The following is a 15,535-nucleotide window of genomic DNA, read 5'->3' as shown; positions in this document are numbered from 1 at the left end:
TGATAGTTTAATTGCCCCAGAAGAGATCTTCCTGCTGGATATCAGCTGCAAATATTTTAGCCGCTACAATTTGACCGCCTTTTACCGTATACACGTCTACGTTATCCGTGTGTAATGTAGCGCCCGGCCGGCTGGCTTTCCAGGTAAGCACCACAGAAGCCTGATCGCCATTAACGGCAATTGTTTTTACATCGGCCAGCGACATGGTATTTTCTGACACGCTAAACATGCCACCTACCATTTCAAACACAGCGCCGCTGGACTTCTTAGTACCTGAAAAACGATTGCTGCCCGGTTGTTCCCAGTTGATGTCGGGATGTAATAACGTACCTAATTTTTCAAAATTCAACTGCTGTACTGCCTCCACAAATTCGGTGACTACCTGTAATGTTTGCTTTTCCATTTTTATAGTTTTTAGTTGTTGATGAATTGATAATGCAAAGCTACTTCCCGGAGCAGATGTATCATTTACCTTTACACGACAATTACTTACCATTTAACGACAACCTGATTTTTATGACCAGGTAGATAAATACCTTTACAGCATGAAACAGCTAGTATTAAGTATGATCGCTTACGCCGTACAGCGGGACGCAGATGTGGTGCAGCTATGCAAACTGTCGGGCATTGATATCACCGCCTTGAAAAAGCCGCACGCAGGGCCGGTATCTGCGCAGCAACTGCAGGACTTGTGGCTGAATGCCAGCCGGCTTACCAACGATCCCTTATTTGGGCTGCATTTTGGAGAATCCCTGAAGCCGGCGGCATTGGGTATAGTGGGACAAATTATCCAGAGTAGCGCTACGGTGGGTGAAGCTATTACGCATGCAGCAGCCCTTACGCACCTGGTGACAGACCTCGTACGCATGGAGATAGGCCGCAGTAATAAAGCATTTACGGTAAGGCTGTTACCTGCACAGGATTATGGCGCCACGCCGCCCTATGCTTTCCGGCAGTTGATTGACTTGCTGATGGTCATGGTCATCCATGAACTGGACGGGCTGTTGCTGGAAAAAATTACGCCCGAAGCAGTGCGCCTGGCCTATACAGTACCTGACCCGGCGGAATATGAAAGGGTATTCAGGTGTAAGCCCATAAAGCGCAACGGGGAGTACGCACTGGTATTTGATATCAAATATTGGGAGGAACCGCTTTTAACGGCTAATTATGAGTTGCAGGAGCTCTTATTGAAGAAAGTAACCAGTATGCCACAACCAATATCTGATTCCCAAAATCTGCAAACCAGGATTTATAATTACCTGATAGCTAACTCTTACCTGGGTGTTTCTTCGCTGGACGATATTGCGGCCAACTTCAATGTAAGTCCGCGTAGCCTGCAGCGTAAGCTAAAAGAGGAAGGGGTAAAATACCAGGATATTGCAGATGCGGTAAGGCGCTCACTGGCAGTTTATTATATTTCTTCTGGTAATTATCCGCTGAAAGATATTTCCTGGATGCTTGGTTACAATGAGTTGAGCGCGTTTACAAGGGCTTTTAAGCGGTGGACGGGCAGTACGCCGGTTAATTATCAATCGTTGTAGTTCAGGAACGTGTCTTTATGTACAATTCCCCATTTTTTAACGAAAATATACTCTCCTTTTTCCAGTGCCGTGAGATAGTCCTCCAGCCAGGCTTCAAAGGAAGGCGCTAAAATGGCGCGGTGGCTGTCATCGTGCCAAAGGGTGATGATCTGTCCATGTTTGCCGCCGGGCGCCGGGTCCAGGTCAATGCAGAGGTGATTGCCGAAGCCATCGCTGGTAAAGGGTATCCATAGGGGATTCCACCAGTCGTTTTTGATACCGGTATCCGGCGTAGATTGAATAGGCTCGTCACGCCAGGTAAAAGTGCCGGCATCCAGCTGATCTTTCCAGTGATACCACTGTGCGGTAATGTCTTCCATACTGAGTAACTGATCGGCATCTATCAATCCGGCCCTGGCCTTCTGCTGGCCATCATGAATAGCATAAAAGGTTTTGAAAGCGGGCGGTAATGCCGTTCCAATAAGTTTTTCAAGCGACTCCACCGACTCAAAAGAAGCGCCGGAACGAAGGAGATTGAGCAGTCTGGGGGCATGCTGAGTCATCCAGTTCTCCCATCTGATCCAATATTGCTGCATATGGTATGGGTTTTAACGACTATAAAGATGTGAAATTTTATCAATAATTTTATTCATTCTCACTGCATGTTTTTTATTAGGTAATTATCAATAATTTTGTATTTCTTGTAAAGCGTACAACATCATTAAAAAAATAACTCCTTTATGGCACAGTTACCTAAATTTCTGATTGCAGATGATCCTGTAACAGATCCGGAAAATGAATATATTTTTCATACCGAAAAACCCCGCTTCTTTGCCAAACGTGTAGAAGAAGATGAAGAAACTGCCTACATTGACATCATTCATGAAATCGACAATGTAGAAGAGTTCTACAAAAATGCGCCGGAAAAGAAACAGGAACTGCTGGAGCAGCTGGAAGACTGGTACTACTCCTACATGGAGTGGCTGGAGGATGATGGCGAAGAAGAAGAGGACGAAGAATAGTAATAATGAACGATAAAAAGCGACACCATCCAAAGAGGTGTCGCTTTTTATATGCGCTTAATTCGCCTGTACAGCCAGTTCTTTCCTGAAGGCAGAAGGGTTAATCCCCTTATATTTTTTAAACATCCTGTTAAGGTGACTCTCGTCTGTAAAGCCCAGTTCATCCGCAATTTCACCTACCCGCATGCTGCTGTACTGCAGCCTTGTTTCCACCAGCTTGAGCTTATACTGCATAATATACTGTTGTAAAGTATCGCCATTATTACGTTTGAAATACTCGCTGAGATAGGAGGGCGAGATATTGAAATGTGCCGCAATCTGGTCGGCCCTTAACTTTTCCGGCGCATAAATGTGTTCATGTATGTAGTGCAGGATATTGAGCGATGCCTCATTCCGGGCCGGATGTTTAGGCTGTTCGGGCATCTGCAGCAGTATATTCCGCGCTATCACCATAATAATAGTATTCACAATTTGCTGCGCCATTTCCCGGTGGTAGGCCTGTTGATTCACTAATTCACGTATCAGCGCCTCTACCAGTGCTTTTACCAGCGGTTTATCATTCCTGTTCTTCAGTATACAGCCGGGCATGTGATTATGATTTTGGAAAATAAACTCCAGCTGCTGGATCCAATCTTTATGCTGATTTTGCAGGTAGATGTTGTTGAAGCGGATAAAGAAGAATTTGGTGCTTTCGGCTACTTCAAAGGAATGACAGTCCTGCGGAAATACCAGGAACAGTTTTCCCGGGCTGTAAGGTAGCTGGTTTTTGTTGACACACTGTATCCCGCTGCCTTCCACGATATATACCAGTTCGAAGAAATTATGCTTGTGAGGGTCTATCGGACACTCCGTGCATTCCCGGTATTCTATCTCGAAAGGTTGATATAAGTTCTCTTGTAGCATACTTGTAAAAGTACAGAATGATCCTAAAAATGTACAAATTATTTCCCGGGGCGGTAGCTGATCTTTGTGGTATAAACGCACACTCATGGAAAATAACGCTATCGTATTCTTTTTGCTCCGCCTGGCGGTTGCCGCCAGTATGTTTGGACACGGTTTGGTAAGGTTGCCTAAATTAAACGGCTTCAGCGCCTGGATGGTAAAAAGTTTTGAGAAGTCTATGTTGCCCGATGTAATGGTGGTACCCTTCAGCTATACATTGCCCATCGCTGAATTTGTAATAGGATTGCTGCTCATCCTGGGCCTGTTTACCCGCGTATCCCTGATTGGCGGAGGCCTGGTAATGGTGCTGCTGATATTTGGCACCGCTATGATAGAAAATTGGGAGGCCCTGCCTTCTCAGCTTATTCACGCCGCGTTCTTCGGCATATTGCTGGCTTTCATCCAGTACAACACTATCGCAGTTGATCATCTCATTAAAAAATAATGGCTACAAGAAAAGAATTCCTGAAAACAGCCGGCCTGGTTGGATTGGCCGGTATGGTAAATCCAGTTAGTATGATGGCTGCAACCACAGCACCCCAACGCCAGCAAAGCCCCGGCTGGACCGACGGCTCCCGCCTGGTAGTATCCGTATCCATGCAGTTTGAAGCAGGTGGACAACCAGCACATCCGGAAAGCCCGTTTCCACAGAATATGCCGAAAGGTTATAAAGACTGGCCCGCTAACACCTGGTACGAATACGGTTATAAAGAAGGCATCCCCCGTATGCTGGATAACTGGGACAAGCACGGTATTAAGGTGACTTCCCACATGGTAGGCAGCGCGGTGGAAAAGAACCCGGCGCTCGCCAGGGAAATTGTACAGCGTGGACATGAAGCCGCTGCACATGGCCGCGATTGGTCATCGCAGTATATGTTGTCTTATGAAGAAGAAAAACGCTTCATTAAAGACGGGGTAGAAGCAGTGAAGAAAGCCACCGGTGTTATGCCCGTGGGCTACAATGCCAACTGGTTGCGGCGCGGCGATAATACGCTCACCATTCTGCAGGAATTGGGATTTTTGTATCACATAGATGATCTCAGTCGCGATGAACCATTTATAACGAAAGTGAATAACATCGATTTTGCCGTGGTGCCCTATACGCTGCGTTGTAATGATATCCAACTGATCACCGGGCAATGGTTTTCGACCGACCAGTTTTTACAGCAGGTAAAAATGGAATTTGATCAGTTGTATGAAGAAGCTGCTCACCGCCGCCGTATGATGTCTATCAGTTTTCACGATCGTATAGGAGGATCTCCGCAAATGGTAAAAGCCACCAGCGAATTATTTGCTTACATGCAGCAACATGCGGGTGTAAGCTTTAAACGGAAAGATGAAATTGCTAAAATGGCCCTGGCAGATAAACATACTATCAGAGAATAGAAGCGCCCGTGTAACCAGGTAGGCCAGTATTGGCCGCCTGGTTATTTTCTGACCGGTATAAAAAAGATCAAAGTGACTGGCACTTTGATCTTTCCTTTATATGTTTTTCAGGACTACTTTCAGGATCAGGTCCTGGTCTTCTTTCCGCAGGGTATGATAGAGTGGTAAGCACAATACTCTTTGTGCAATCGACTCGGAGTTTGGACAACTATTGTTATCTACATAATTGATAGTGTTGAGCGATGGAAAGAAATATCTTCTTGGCTGTATGTACTGCAAATTGAGCGCTGCCATCACTTTCAGCAACACGGCTTCACTTTCAAATACCACCGGGAAATAGGCGCAGTTGAAATCGCATCCTTTGGTGATGGTCAACAGCTGCACTTTATTGGATTCCTGCAAGGCTGCCTGGTACCGATGCCATTGAGCTTTGCGCGTTTTGAAAATTTCGTTCATATGCTCCAGGCAGCACAGTCCCATGGCAGCATGGAATTCAGAGTTTTTCGCGTTAATGCCGATACCGTCAAAGGTAACAGGAGAGGTATGGCCGAAGTTCCGAAGCAATGCCATGCGGTCAATCAGTTCAGGTTGCGTAGTAAATACCGCACCTCCTTCTACCGTATGAAAGATTTTGGTGGCGTGAAAGCTGCAGGTGCTGATGTCGCCGTATTCAAAAACAGATTTGCCATTATACAGGCTTCCAAAGCAATGAGCGGCATCATAAATAACTTTTAGCTGGTGCTTTTTTGCGATGGCTTGTATCTGGTCTATGTTGCAGGCATTCCCGAAAACATGGGTAGCCAGGATGGCGGTTGTCTTTTCGGTAATAGCGGCTTCTATCTTGTCAGGATCGATGTTGAAAGTAAGCGGATCGATATCAACAAACACCGGTTTACAGTTCTCCCAAACAATCGTGCTGGTAGTAGCCACATAAGAAAAAGGCGTCGTAATCACTTCCCCACTTAAATCGAGTGCTTTAATAGCTATTTGAATGGCAATGGTTCCGTTGGAAAGGAACAGCAGGTTAGATGCATGCAGGTACCTTTTAAGACTGCTCTCCAGCTCATTTACCAAAGGCCCGTGGTTAGTGAGCCATTGCCGGTCCCATATATCGTTGAGATATTTATTGTATTCTTCTCTCGGTGGAAGAAAGGGTTTAGTTACTGGTATCATCTGGCTTATATTACAAATCCCTCGAATTTATAATTGTCGGGATGAGTGAAGGTACAAAGATTGTGTATAAAATACGGGTAGTGGAAAATATTTATATATAAATTATTGATTAAATGTTGTATAGTTACTATTCTGCAATTTTCATACATTTAAATCCTAAATATCTTCAGTTATCTTATCAACAGGAAAAGTATGACGGGCAACAAAAAGAAAATATGCATTGTGGGTGCAGGCGGATTTGGCAGGGAAGTACTTTGCTATATCATGGATACCATGGATAAAACGCAGGCGATTGCAGATATTGCCTGCTTCATGGTAGACGATGAATACCATACGGAAGCAACCGTAATGGGTGTAACTGTCATCCCATTTTCTGCTTTTGATGCCTTGTTGTATGACGTGGTGATTGCCATCGCTGACCCCGCGGTAAGAAAAGGCATCGTCGACAAACTGCCCGTTGATACCACCTATGCCACCATCATCCATCCTACCGCCTATATTTCCCGGCAAGTAGAGATAGGAGAAGGTAGCATCATCACTCCTGGGGCCATCGTTAGCCTCAATGCAAAAATTGGGAAACACGCGCAGCTCAATCATCACACCACCCTGGGCCACGACTGCATAGTCGGCGATTTTTTTACCACCGCCCCCGGCGTAAATATCAGCGGCAACTGCCATTTTGGGAATGGGGTGTATTTTGGTACCAATGCCGCCGTACGACAAAAAGTGAAGATTACAGACAACGTAACCATCGGCATGGGAGGCATAGTGGTGAAAGATATTTTGGAAGAAGGGGTGTATACAGGCGTACCAGTGCGAAAGCTGGTGAAACGGTAGTTACTTCAGCACTTTCTCCACCCACTGTTTAGTTTCACTTACTAACAACGACATCACATCTTTTTTCCCGGCCTTGAAAGAATGATCAGCTCCTTCCAGCTTTACCAGCGTAGCTTTTCGCAAAGATCGACATACGGTTTCAATCAGGTCCCAGGTGGCCAGCGTATCCTTGCTGCCTTGTAAAAAAAGCATTGGTATTTTGAGTGCTTTCAGATGTTCGGCACGTTCGGTACCAGGCTTGCCGGATGGATGAAGCGGAAATCCATAGAAAACAATGCCCTTAACAGCACTTTCCGGATGCATGGCAAGATACTGGGAACTCATTCTTCCCCCGAAAGATTTACCGGAAGCAAACAGTGGTAGCTTTGGATGCAATTCCTGCGCTTTTGCAATGGCCGCCGCTATTGTTTCGTGGGCCACCGCGGGAGCATCAGGCCGGCCTTTTTTATTTTCCGCAAAGGGGAAATTAAACCGCAGGGTGGCAATGCCTGCCTGGGCAAGAGCAGTAGCCAATGTTTCCATAAACGAATGGTCCATTCCGGCTCCTGCTCCATGTGCGAGTGTAAAGATGCAGGCAGGTTTATCTGGTGCGATGTATTTGGCTGAAACCGTGCCTACGGAGGGGGAGACGGTGAGTGTGAAGGATTGTGTTTTCATGATGAGAGCAAAATTAAATCATGTACAAATATACTTTCTTAGGGTCCGCAAATAAAAAAGCCTTACAATCCATAAATTGCAAGGCTTCTTTGTAGCCTCATTGGGGCTATTTGAATGATTTATAATTAATTGATATTTAATTTTTTGTAAATTTCATTTCAATGTCGGGTTTAGGTTTTGGCGAATGGCCCCTTTGCGATTGCAAGTTTAAAGAACTTATTGTTAAGAGCTACATTTTCTGCATCTGGTACATTCAACACCTTAGCAAATATTAGTAACTAGGACACAGAAAGCGCTTCCGAGTTACAATCCACGTTTTCCTGTTCTGGTTTTTAAAGTGTCAAGCAAATGTAGGTTTGCATTGTATAAGCTAACATACTTATCCATCGAAACCTTCTCTCTTGGCGTAAATCCTTTCTTATAACTAAATTGCATGATCGCATGCAATCCACTAGCAAAGGAGCTTTCCATATAGACAATTGATCCTCCAAACTGGTTGCAAATTTTTTTACTTATAAAAGAGTAGCAAAATTCCTGCTGTTCATTGTTTATTATAATTTTAGTTTTCTTTGATACATCAGGCTTGTTATTTGCGGTTGTCGCAATATCTTTTACGCATAAAAAAATGGTACAACGCTGACCGTTAATAATGGTATCTTTCTCTTTCTCCAGATTATCTAAAAGACCTTTGCTACTTGTCAGAAAAGGTTCATCAGAAAAGCCATAGCCTAATTGTTTATTGTCGTTTGTGTAGCTCCTGGTCACTTTCGGCGCTACGCTCGAATCAAATGCCATACCTGCTTTCTTGCTGATGGAAGTGAGGTAATAGGCACTGGGATTAACTTCTACAGTTGACTTGCTTGAACTTCGTATTGTCTTACCCGTAGAATCTATTACAATAGCATCTTCGGTTTTTATGGTATGCAAGGGTTCCAACATGAAATCACCACGAGAATAAATAGTGTCTCCCATTACTAATTTTTGACCTTGAAAAGTAATAGTTATTTTGTAGGATATTACTATCTCATTGTCATTTTCGGAATTATATGTTCTGAAACCGGTTTCCCTATTGTTAAATCCCCGCAACAAAGGTGCAATAAAGAGTAAACCGACACCAAGAAAAACGAATATTTTTTTTCTCATTTAATAATAATGTTACTCAACGATTTGCGTAAGTTTTTCAAGTGCAAACAAACGAGTATTAGAATACGTACGTCCAACAGGGTTTCCCCAAAGGGTGATTGCAATTTGTCCAGTTATCCTAACTGTAACAGAGGGGCAGCCACATAGACCAAAGCCTTCTTTTGCAATTTCAGAGTAGTTGCCGATGACGGTGCCCTCTAGCCAGGAACTTATATGAGTAATACTTGTAATTTTGCTTCCTACATCAACTGATTCCTTCGATTTAATCACCCATAATCCATTTATATGCTCGGCAACAGACCATGTAAATTCCTGAGTTCCAGATGTAACACCTTCTGGTAATAGATATGGCACAGGATACCCATCCAGATCAGTGCTAGAATTTGGAGTACTGGATGGTAGGTTTTGTTTTTGTGGCGTTGAAGTTTGGCTGCTTGCTGAATTATTTAAAAATAGCGATAAACAGAATACTGTCATTACTTTGGGTAAAATGGACTTGATCATAATTTGTTTTTTATTGTCGTTTTCACTTACTTATCGTGGGTTTCAGAGAGATGCCCATATCATGTGTTACGATATCATCTGACTCTCTTAAGTTAGATGTTTTTATTTTCACCAGGCATAATATTTTTTATTAACCTATCTAGTTTGGTTATTTACGTAAATAGCTAATCCGTTTTTATAGATGTCTTTTATATATCAGAAAACACTAGCCAGACCTTAACATTTCTTAACATGTACTGAAGCTCTTGCCAAGGAATGATTGTGCAATGAACCGTGTAACTGTTCTGCGGGGCAAAATTGGGAAGGCTTTGGGGATATTGGGGCTTAATTCCGCTTTACTCTTTTTACCTCTCTTTTCTTCGAACTTCACGTGCAGTAAAGAAAAACGCCCAATTCCAGTAAAGCTGAAATCGAGCGTTTAAATGTTCTTCGTAGCCTCAACAGGGATCGAACCTGTATCTAAAGTTTAGGAAACTTCTATTCTATCCATTGAACTATGAGGCCATTCTATCATCCCGATTCCGGGATCGGGTGGCAAAAGTAAGGGTTTTAAATTAATATTTAAAGACTTTCTATATCTACTTTCCCATTGGCAGGGGCATAAATACCGTCAATTTCCGCTTTGTATTTCTCCAGTATTACCTTTCGTTTGGCTTTCAGGGTGGGGGTTAGTTCGCCGCCATCCACGGTCCATTCTTTGGGGAGCAGTACAAATTTCTTTACCTGCTCAATGTGGTTGAAGAATTGGTTGTACTTCTCTACTGCCTGTTTGAAAAGGTCCTGTACATCCGGGTGTTTCAACAATTCTTCGTTGGAATTGGTCGTAATGCCGCGTTTTTGAGCCCAGTTCCGCAAATTGGAGAACGAAGGAACGATCAGGGCGGCGGTAAACTTGCGGTCTTCGCCTACTATCATGATTTGTTCTATGTAGGGCGACTCCTTGAACTTATTTTCAATAGGCTGAGGCGCTACGAACTTGCCACCGGAGGTTTTGAATAATTCTTTTTTGCGATCGGTGATCTTCAGGAATTTGTTATCAATGAGTACACCTATGTCGCCGGTATGGAACCAGCCATCTTTGATGGCATCGGCGGTAAGATCGGGGCGTTTGTAGTAGCCAATAGTGATATTGGGACCTTTACAGAGGATTTCCCCATCTTCTGCCAGTTTTACTTCAATGCCGCTGATAATGGGGCCTACAGTGCCAAACATACGGTCTTCCACCGTAATGCGGTTGACGCTGATTACCGGCGATGTTTCGGTAAGCCCATAGCCTTCCATAATGGGAATACCGCCAGCTGTAAAGATTTTGAGTAGGCGCACCTGGCAGGCGGCCGCGCCGCTCACAATAGCCTGGATATTGCCTCCCAAAGCAGCTCTCCATTTGCTGAAAATCAGTTTGTTAGCCAGTTTAAGCTGCAGGTTGTACCAGGCGCCCTGGTTTTTATTGATTTCATATCGTTTGCCCAGGTCTACCGCCCAGAAAAATAAAGCCCGTTTAATGCCTTTGAGCTCCAGGCCGGTGGCCATAATCCGCTCATATACTTTTTCCAGTAACCGGGGTACGGTGGTAAAAATGGTTGGTTTTACCTCTTTCAGGTTATCCCCAATGGTATCCATACTTTCAGCGTAATAAATAGGTACGCCGGTGGTGAGATACAGGTAAGTCACCATTCTTTCGAAAATATGGTTCAGGGGAAGGAAACTCAGGGCTTTGGCATCGTTGTCTACCGGTAGGTAGGGCTTACAGGCCAGCACGTTGCTCATAATGTTGTGATGGCTCAGCATTACGCCTTTGGGCGTTCCGGTGGTACCGGAGGTATAAATGATGGTGACCAGTTCTTCGGGTGAAATATTTTTCTTTCCTTCCTCTATCTGTGCAAAGTCAGCCTCGTTGGCCATGTCCAGTATTTCCGTCCAGTGGCGGGCGCCTTCTATTTTGTTGAAGGTAAAGATCTCCCGGATGGTAGGAAATTGATCACGCAGTGCGGTTACTTTGTCGAGCAGGTCTTTGTCGCTCACAAAAAGAATGCGCGCTTCTGCATCGTTGAGTACATAAGCCAGTTCGTGTTCACTGATAGTCGGATAGATGGGGGTGAGCACCGCGCCCAGCTGCTGTGCCGCCAGGTCGGTGAGCAGCCATTCCGGCCGGTTAGGTGAAATAATGGCTATTTTATCTTTTTCTTCATTATGTTTAATACCCGCTCTGATGCCTAGTTTGAGCAAGCCTGAACTAAACCGGAGAGTAATGTCCGCTACTTCCTTTGTACTGTATTTTCTCCATTCCCCGTTTTCTTTACCGGCCAACATATCTGTTTTGGGATAGTTGGTAAGTTGGTAAGCAATCACGTCAAATAGTCGCTGCGGTTGATCCATATAGCTGTCGAATTTCGTTTTAGTTCAATGATATCAGGGTCGCGTATGTTGTTGTTCTTTCAGTTTTTCATATTCTTTCAGCGCGTCGCCATAAGGATCTTTATGGTAGGCGTTGAAGTATTGAAAACCGAGTGCAATACCCCATCCCAGCGATGTCCACACGGGCCAGGGGGTGCCATGCAATTTATTACTGTCTGTCAGAAACCAAACGGCCCATAATCCCAGGTTAATAACAAGGTAGATAATGAGATGAGATTTAAATCTGGCCCTGGCTTTCGCTATGCGCCATAGTCGCTCATCTCGTTCTTGGGAAGTTTCCATCGCGGTCAGTTTTAAGTAGTAGTGGTGATACTAAATTTAAAATATTTTATTGGCTTCGCGTAGAAAAAAACGAAAAGCGAACTTAACGGGTGGCACTGATATCGAAGGAAATATTTACCTGTGAGTTGATCAGTTTATCCTGCAGGGATTTGTCGGCCCGGTAACTGATTCCCCATTGGGTGCGGTCTATATTGAAGTTGGCCACTGCCCTGATTTGGTGCTTACTAAAACTGATGATGGCCGGGAAGGAAATGTTTTTGGTAGCATCTTTCAATGTCAGGTTGCCATTGATCGTGTGAGTGGCATTTTTTAACGTAGGTAACTCGCCTGCTGCTGGCTGAAAAGGCGTTACGCGGGTAATTTCAAAAATGGCACGGGGATATTTTTTAACGTCAAAAAACATTTGCCCTTTCAGTTCATTTTCCAGCTTGTGTTGCATGGCGGTATCGGGCGCCAGGTCAACATCTTGCAGGGAGTTCATATTGATGATAAACTGTCCGCCGGTAATAACGGAGTCTTGTGCGTAGAGCGCACCACCTGCCAGTTTCAGGATACCATGGTGTTTGCCGGTAGGTTTGGTACCTACCCACTCCACCCGGCTGGCGGCCGTGTCGGGCAGATAAGCATTGCCTGTTCCGGGTTGCACGGTCTGTGCTTCGGTAATCGTAGCTTTATCAGCTTTGGGCGCCTGCTCACATGCCATGGTATAGCAGGTGGCAACGAAAATGACAGATAGCAGTTTTCTCATAAATACATATAGGCTTTAAACAACAAGCGCCCCTTGATTCGGGGACGCTTGCCAATGTTTTTGTTATTCAGCCAGTTCCCGGTTGCCTACCCACACAAATCGCTTCACAATAAACTCCTGGTTGGTAAAGCTGGCGTTTCCCGCCGGATTACCACCGGTAACATGGAAGTCGGAAAATGCAGCATGTTGATTCACCCAGATAAACCCGGTAAGATTAAAGGATACAGGGGTGAATACGCTGTTCATTTCTTCCTCTATTTTGTCTTTGGTATGCGTATCGGTAGCGTAGGCGGCACAAGTGATAGCGCCATATTTAACTGCCATCTGTCTGGCCAGTTGAATGCTATGGTCGGTATCCCTGGTTTTAATGATCAGGATAACAGGGCCGAACAGCTCTTTCTCGTAAATAGCGGTATCCGCACTGCTTACTTCCAGTATCGTAGGAGAGCATATCCTGGCCTTGTTAAATTCTTCGTTGGCTACCGGACCGCCTTCCAGTATGAGCTTACCGCCCAGGTTCCGGGCTTCTTTGGCCCTCACCAGGGTATGGTCGTTTTGTATGGCGCCCAGGGTGCCTGCTCCCATCTTAGGATGGTTGACCAGACCCACTATCGCGTCCCTGAACTGTTGTACCACGTCATTAAAAGATATATGTCCATTGGCGGTATTGATCCCATTTTCGGGGATAAAGAAGTTCTGTGGTGCGGTACACATCTGCCCGGAATACAGACTAACAGAAAAAGCCAGGTTCTCAATAACGGGACCTAGTTCTTTTACGCTATCCAGTATAACGGAATTAACGCCTGCTTTTTCCGTAAATACGGTCTTTCCGGGAAGGGACTCTATATAGTTACCAAAGGCGCTACCGCCGGTGTAGTCAATGAGTCTGACGTCCGGATGTTCGCATAGCTCCTTGGCAATCAGGTGATCTGAGCTATCGGCTGCCAGTTGGCATATGTTAGGATCATACCCGTTGTCCTGTAATGCCTGTTGTATGGCGCTAACGGCGATGGCTATGGGAAGAACCGCTTTCGGATGTGGTTTTATAATGACCGGGTTGCCGGTAATCAGGTCTGCATATACACCAGGCAGGGTATTCCATACCGGGAAGGTAGAGCAGCCAATCACCACGCCGGTGCCTTTGGGAATGGGCTTAAACGTTTTATAAAGCCTGATGCTGGTTTTACCCATTGGCTTTTCCCATTCCAGGTGGGGAGGGTAGCGTTGTAACTCGTGGTAACCGGTGGCAATGGCTTCGAGCGCCCGGTCATTTGCATGCGGACCAGAAGCCTGGAAGCTCATCATAAAGCTTTGCCCGGTAGTATGCATGGTGGCATTGGCGATATCGAAGAAATAATCTTTGATACGCTCCAGCGTTTCGGTGAGGGCGCCCGCTCTTTCCGCTACCGGCAGCTTGCCCCAGCTTTTTCCCGCCTCGGCGGCTTTGCTAAGTAAATCGCTGACCGCAAAATTGGGATAGCTCACGCCTAGAACTTCCTGGGTATAAGGAGATACCTCTTCTCCGCTCCAGCCTGTTTCTCCGGTTTGCAGTAACTGTTTAAAGGGTTTGCCCAGCAGTTGCTGGTAACTCTGAACGCCCTTTGCATGGGCTTCTTCACCGTAAGCTTTGGGGTGCTCCGGGTATTGCGAGTAAAAAGTTCTTTCGTGGTTCGCCTTTACCGCGTTGTTGATGGTGTTTTGGTGTTTGGTAACGAGCATATTCAGATTTTGAGATTTACAATTTACGGATTTAGTCATTCAGTTGCTACAGCAACTAAATGACTATACGGGTAAATCCAAAAAATATCCAAATACTAGTACCCCGAATTAATCAGCGTAAACTTCCCATCGTTGTAATACTCATCCGGTCTTGGCTTTAATGGGGAGCTGCGTTGAAACTTCTGGAAGGCATCGTAATCCTGTTTGTGTAGTCCTACCCAGGCTTTATAGTTGGCCTGATTTGAAGCAGGGCCAAATAACCACTGGTTGTAAGACTCAAACAGACCTTCCTGCAACAGGTTACGCTGAAAGTCGAAGAGCGCATACGGATACTTCATACCATAAAAATTAAACCAGTCCAGCAGAAAACGGGTACGTACCATTATCAAAGCATCGGGATCTATTCCGCCCGTTACTACGCTGATCTGTTTGCCCATACAGGCTTTATATGCCTCTGCGAAGTCGCTGCCACCACCTCTTTTTCCCTTTTTATCGTCGGTCAGCGCGCTTTCAAACAGCGATGGATCATTGAATAATTTTTTATAGGATTCTAATACTATGTTCCTGATTTCTGCAGTACGGGTGGTGAAACTTTCCATATTCATGAAGGTTTCGCCATACAATATGCACCAAAGCGGATTGTTACTGTAGCTGTATGTTTTGGTGGCATTGTAGTAGTTGCCCGGAAATCCCGGATCCTGCTCAATACCTTTAATCCAGCTCTTCAATGCGGCATCATACATCTTGAAGTTCATCTGCATATTGCCGTTATCATTGTACAACTCTCCGCTGTTAGGGAATTTGCGGATACCACGTTCATAGATGCGCTGCGCCACTTTCCATTCTTCCCGCCCTATAAAAATATTACCAGCTATCTGGAATACCTGTACGTCTGCTTCTTTGCTGTTCAGCAAAGGTTCTATCACACTCTTGGCTTTTACAAGGTCTCCTTTCAGGTAAAAGGTAAAGCCCAGCTGCTTTTTATATTCAAAATTGTCCGGCTCCAATTGTAAGGCCTGGTTCAACACCAGTATAGCATTGGAATAATCTCCGGTACGTATAAAGCCGGTGGCCGTATTGTACAACTCTTTGGCATCCTGCGCCACTACTACCTGCGAAAATAAAACTCCTGCAACTATAAATGCTTTCAATAAAGAAGACCGCTTATTCATTCCTTGTCTGTCGTT

General features: G+C 44.9%; 17 protein-coding genes and 1 tRNA gene. 5 read left to right on the top strand and 13 right to left on the bottom strand.

Annotated elements, in window-relative coordinates:
* Window positions 1-7: 7 nt before the first annotated feature.
* A complete protein-coding gene (locus HGH91_RS08000; RefSeq protein WP_168737960.1) occupies window positions 8-403 on the bottom strand; it encodes a nuclear transport factor 2 family protein in 396 nt (131 codons plus the stop codon).
* Window positions 404-545: 142 nt separating this feature from the next.
* Between HGH91_RS08000 and HGH91_RS07995 the strand changes: the two genes are divergently transcribed.
* Entirely contained in the window at window positions 546-1,541 is a 996-nt protein-coding gene (locus HGH91_RS07995) for an AraC family transcriptional regulator (RefSeq protein WP_168737959.1), read from the top strand.
* Here the strand turns inward: HGH91_RS07995 and HGH91_RS07990 are convergent.
* A complete protein-coding gene (locus HGH91_RS07990) occupies window positions 1,529-2,116 on the bottom strand; it encodes an SMI1/KNR4 family protein (RefSeq protein ID WP_168737958.1) in 588 nt (195 codons plus the stop codon). The two genes, HGH91_RS07995 and HGH91_RS07990, sit on opposite strands and share 13 nt — an antisense overlap.
* Before the next feature lie 144 nt (window positions 2,117-2,260).
* On the opposite strand from HGH91_RS07990, the gene HGH91_RS07985 reads away from it, so the two are divergent.
* Window positions 2,261-2,542, top strand: coding sequence for a hypothetical protein (locus tag HGH91_RS07985; protein WP_142684896.1), 282 nt, complete (start codon window positions 2,261-2,263; stop codon window positions 2,540-2,542).
* A 57-nt stretch (window positions 2,543-2,599) separates the two neighbouring features.
* Here the strand turns inward: HGH91_RS07985 and HGH91_RS07980 are convergent, their stop codons facing one another.
* The gene (locus tag HGH91_RS07980; protein WP_168737957.1) at window positions 2,600-3,445 is read right to left on the bottom strand and encodes an AraC family transcriptional regulator; all 846 of its coding nucleotides are present in this window, start codon (window positions 3,443-3,445) and stop codon (window positions 2,600-2,602) included.
* A gap of 85 nt (window positions 3,446-3,530) precedes the next feature.
* On the opposite strand from HGH91_RS07980, the gene HGH91_RS07975 reads away from it, so the two are divergent.
* Both HGH91_RS07975 and HGH91_RS07970 read left to right on the top strand, forming a co-directional pair.
* Complete coding sequence (locus HGH91_RS07975) at window positions 3,531-3,929, top strand: DoxX family membrane protein (protein WP_168737956.1); 399 nt, start codon at window positions 3,531-3,533, stop codon at window positions 3,927-3,929.
* Complete coding sequence (locus HGH91_RS07970) at window positions 3,929-4,870, top strand: polysaccharide deacetylase family protein (RefSeq protein ID WP_168737955.1); 942 nt, start codon at window positions 3,929-3,931, stop codon at window positions 4,868-4,870. The genes HGH91_RS07975 and HGH91_RS07970 overlap by 1 nt, the downstream gene beginning before the upstream one ends.
* Window positions 4,871-4,966: 96 nt before the next feature.
* Here HGH91_RS07970 and HGH91_RS07965 read toward each other — a convergent pair whose 3' ends face one another.
* On the bottom strand, window positions 4,967-6,043 hold the full coding sequence (locus HGH91_RS07965; protein WP_168737954.1) for a DegT/DnrJ/EryC1/StrS family aminotransferase: 1,077 nt from the start codon (window positions 6,041-6,043) through the stop codon (window positions 4,967-4,969).
* A gap of 192 nt (window positions 6,044-6,235) precedes the next feature.
* Between HGH91_RS07965 and HGH91_RS07960 the strand changes: the two genes are divergently transcribed.
* Window positions 6,236-6,880, top strand: a complete 645-nt coding sequence (locus tag HGH91_RS07960) for a NeuD/PglB/VioB family sugar acetyltransferase (protein WP_168737953.1) — start codon at window positions 6,236-6,238, stop codon at window positions 6,878-6,880.
* Here HGH91_RS07960 and HGH91_RS07955 read toward each other — a convergent pair whose 3' ends face one another.
* The 9 genes from HGH91_RS07955 to HGH91_RS07915 form a co-directional block, all read right to left on the bottom strand.
* Window positions 6,881-7,537: an alpha/beta fold hydrolase gene (locus HGH91_RS07955; protein WP_168737952.1), complete on the bottom strand. Its 657-nt coding sequence runs from the start codon at window positions 7,535-7,537 to the stop codon at window positions 6,881-6,883.
* Between the two features lie 303 nt (window positions 7,538-7,840).
* Window positions 7,841-8,680, bottom strand: a complete 840-nt coding sequence (locus tag HGH91_RS07950; protein WP_168737951.1) for a hypothetical protein — start codon at window positions 8,678-8,680, stop codon at window positions 7,841-7,843.
* Window positions 8,681-8,692: 12 nt separating this feature from the next.
* Window positions 8,693-9,184 carry a hypothetical protein gene (locus tag HGH91_RS07945; protein ID WP_168737950.1) on the bottom strand — a complete coding sequence of 164 codons (492 nt, stop codon included), beginning with the start codon at window positions 9,182-9,184 and terminating at the stop codon, window positions 8,693-8,695.
* 432 nt (window positions 9,185-9,616) lie between these two features.
* Window positions 9,617-9,688: transfer RNA gene (locus HGH91_RS07940), tRNA-Arg, on the bottom strand.
* Window positions 9,689-9,745: 57 nt separating this feature from the next.
* Window positions 9,746-11,560 (bottom strand): AMP-dependent synthetase/ligase, encoded by a 1,815-nt coding sequence (locus HGH91_RS07935; protein ID WP_168737949.1) that lies wholly within the window; start codon window positions 11,558-11,560, stop codon window positions 9,746-9,748.
* Window positions 11,561-11,593: 33 nt separating this feature from the next.
* Window positions 11,594-11,881, bottom strand: a complete 288-nt coding sequence (locus tag HGH91_RS07930) for a 2TM domain-containing protein (protein ID WP_168737948.1) — start codon at window positions 11,879-11,881, stop codon at window positions 11,594-11,596.
* 82 nt (window positions 11,882-11,963) lie between these two features.
* Window positions 11,964-12,629 carry a YceI family protein gene (locus HGH91_RS07925; RefSeq protein ID WP_168737947.1) on the bottom strand — a complete coding sequence of 222 codons (666 nt, stop codon included), beginning with the start codon at window positions 12,627-12,629 and terminating at the stop codon, window positions 11,964-11,966.
* 63 nt (window positions 12,630-12,692) lie between these two features.
* Entirely contained in the window at window positions 12,693-14,348 is a 1,656-nt protein-coding gene (paaN, locus tag HGH91_RS07920; protein ID WP_168737946.1) for a phenylacetic acid degradation protein PaaN, read from the bottom strand.
* Window positions 14,349-14,443: 95 nt separating this feature from the next.
* Window positions 14,444-15,520: a tetratricopeptide repeat protein gene (locus tag HGH91_RS07915; RefSeq protein WP_168737945.1), complete on the bottom strand. Its 1,077-nt coding sequence runs from the start codon at window positions 15,518-15,520 to the stop codon at window positions 14,444-14,446.
* Window positions 15,521-15,535: the final 15 nt, after the last annotated feature.

It is taken from the genome of Chitinophaga eiseniae (genome assembly GCF_012641265.1).
GTDB lineage: Bacteria > Bacteroidota > Bacteroidia > Chitinophagales > Chitinophagaceae > Chitinophaga > Chitinophaga eiseniae_A.
The sequence above is the reverse complement of the archived record's forward strand: the minus strand, read 5'-3'. Positions and strand labels throughout refer to the sequence as shown.

What these genes read in the sequence shown, in the direction of transcription:
- HGH91_RS08000 (WP_168737960.1), bottom strand. Translation starts at nt 403, where the DNA reads ATGGAAAAGCAAACATTACAGGTAGTCACCGAATTTGTGGAGGCAGTA.
- HGH91_RS07995 (WP_168737959.1), top strand. Translation starts at nt 546, where the DNA reads ATGAAACAGCTAGTATTAAGTATGATCGCTTACGCCGTACAGCGGGAC.
- HGH91_RS07990 (WP_168737958.1), bottom strand. Translation starts at nt 2,116, where the DNA reads ATGCAGCAATATTGGATCAGATGGGAGAACTGGATGACTCAGCATGCC.
- HGH91_RS07985 (WP_142684896.1), top strand. Translation starts at nt 2,261, where the DNA reads ATGGCACAGTTACCTAAATTTCTGATTGCAGATGATCCTGTAACAGAT.
- HGH91_RS07980 (WP_168737957.1), bottom strand. Translation starts at nt 3,445, where the DNA reads ATGCTACAAGAGAACTTATATCAACCTTTCGAGATAGAATACCGGGAA.
- HGH91_RS07975 (WP_168737956.1), top strand. Translation starts at nt 3,531, where the DNA reads ATGGAAAATAACGCTATCGTATTCTTTTTGCTCCGCCTGGCGGTTGCC.
- HGH91_RS07970 (WP_168737955.1), top strand. Translation starts at nt 3,929, where the DNA reads ATGGCTACAAGAAAAGAATTCCTGAAAACAGCCGGCCTGGTTGGATTG.
- HGH91_RS07965 (WP_168737954.1), bottom strand. Translation starts at nt 6,043, where the DNA reads ATGATACCAGTAACTAAACCCTTTCTTCCACCGAGAGAAGAATACAAT.
- HGH91_RS07960 (WP_168737953.1), top strand. Translation starts at nt 6,236, where the DNA reads ATGACGGGCAACAAAAAGAAAATATGCATTGTGGGTGCAGGCGGATTT.
- HGH91_RS07955 (WP_168737952.1), bottom strand. Translation starts at nt 7,537, where the DNA reads ATGAAAACACAATCCTTCACACTCACCGTCTCCCCCTCCGTAGGCACG.
- HGH91_RS07950 (WP_168737951.1), bottom strand. Translation starts at nt 8,680, where the DNA reads ATGAGAAAAAAAATATTCGTTTTTCTTGGTGTCGGTTTACTCTTTATT.
- HGH91_RS07945 (WP_168737950.1), bottom strand. Translation starts at nt 9,184, where the DNA reads ATGATCAAGTCCATTTTACCCAAAGTAATGACAGTATTCTGTTTATCG.
- HGH91_RS07935 (WP_168737949.1), bottom strand. Translation starts at nt 11,560, where the DNA reads ATGGATCAACCGCAGCGACTATTTGACGTGATTGCTTACCAACTTACC.
- HGH91_RS07930 (WP_168737948.1), bottom strand. Translation starts at nt 11,881, where the DNA reads ATGGAAACTTCCCAAGAACGAGATGAGCGACTATGGCGCATAGCGAAA.
- HGH91_RS07925 (WP_168737947.1), bottom strand. Translation starts at nt 12,629, where the DNA reads ATGAGAAAACTGCTATCTGTCATTTTCGTTGCCACCTGCTATACCATG.
- paaN (WP_168737946.1), bottom strand. Translation starts at nt 14,348, where the DNA reads ATGCTCGTTACCAAACACCAAAACACCATCAACAACGCGGTAAAGGCG.
- HGH91_RS07915 (WP_168737945.1), bottom strand. Translation starts at nt 15,520, where the DNA reads ATGAATAAGCGGTCTTCTTTATTGAAAGCATTTATAGTTGCAGGAGTT.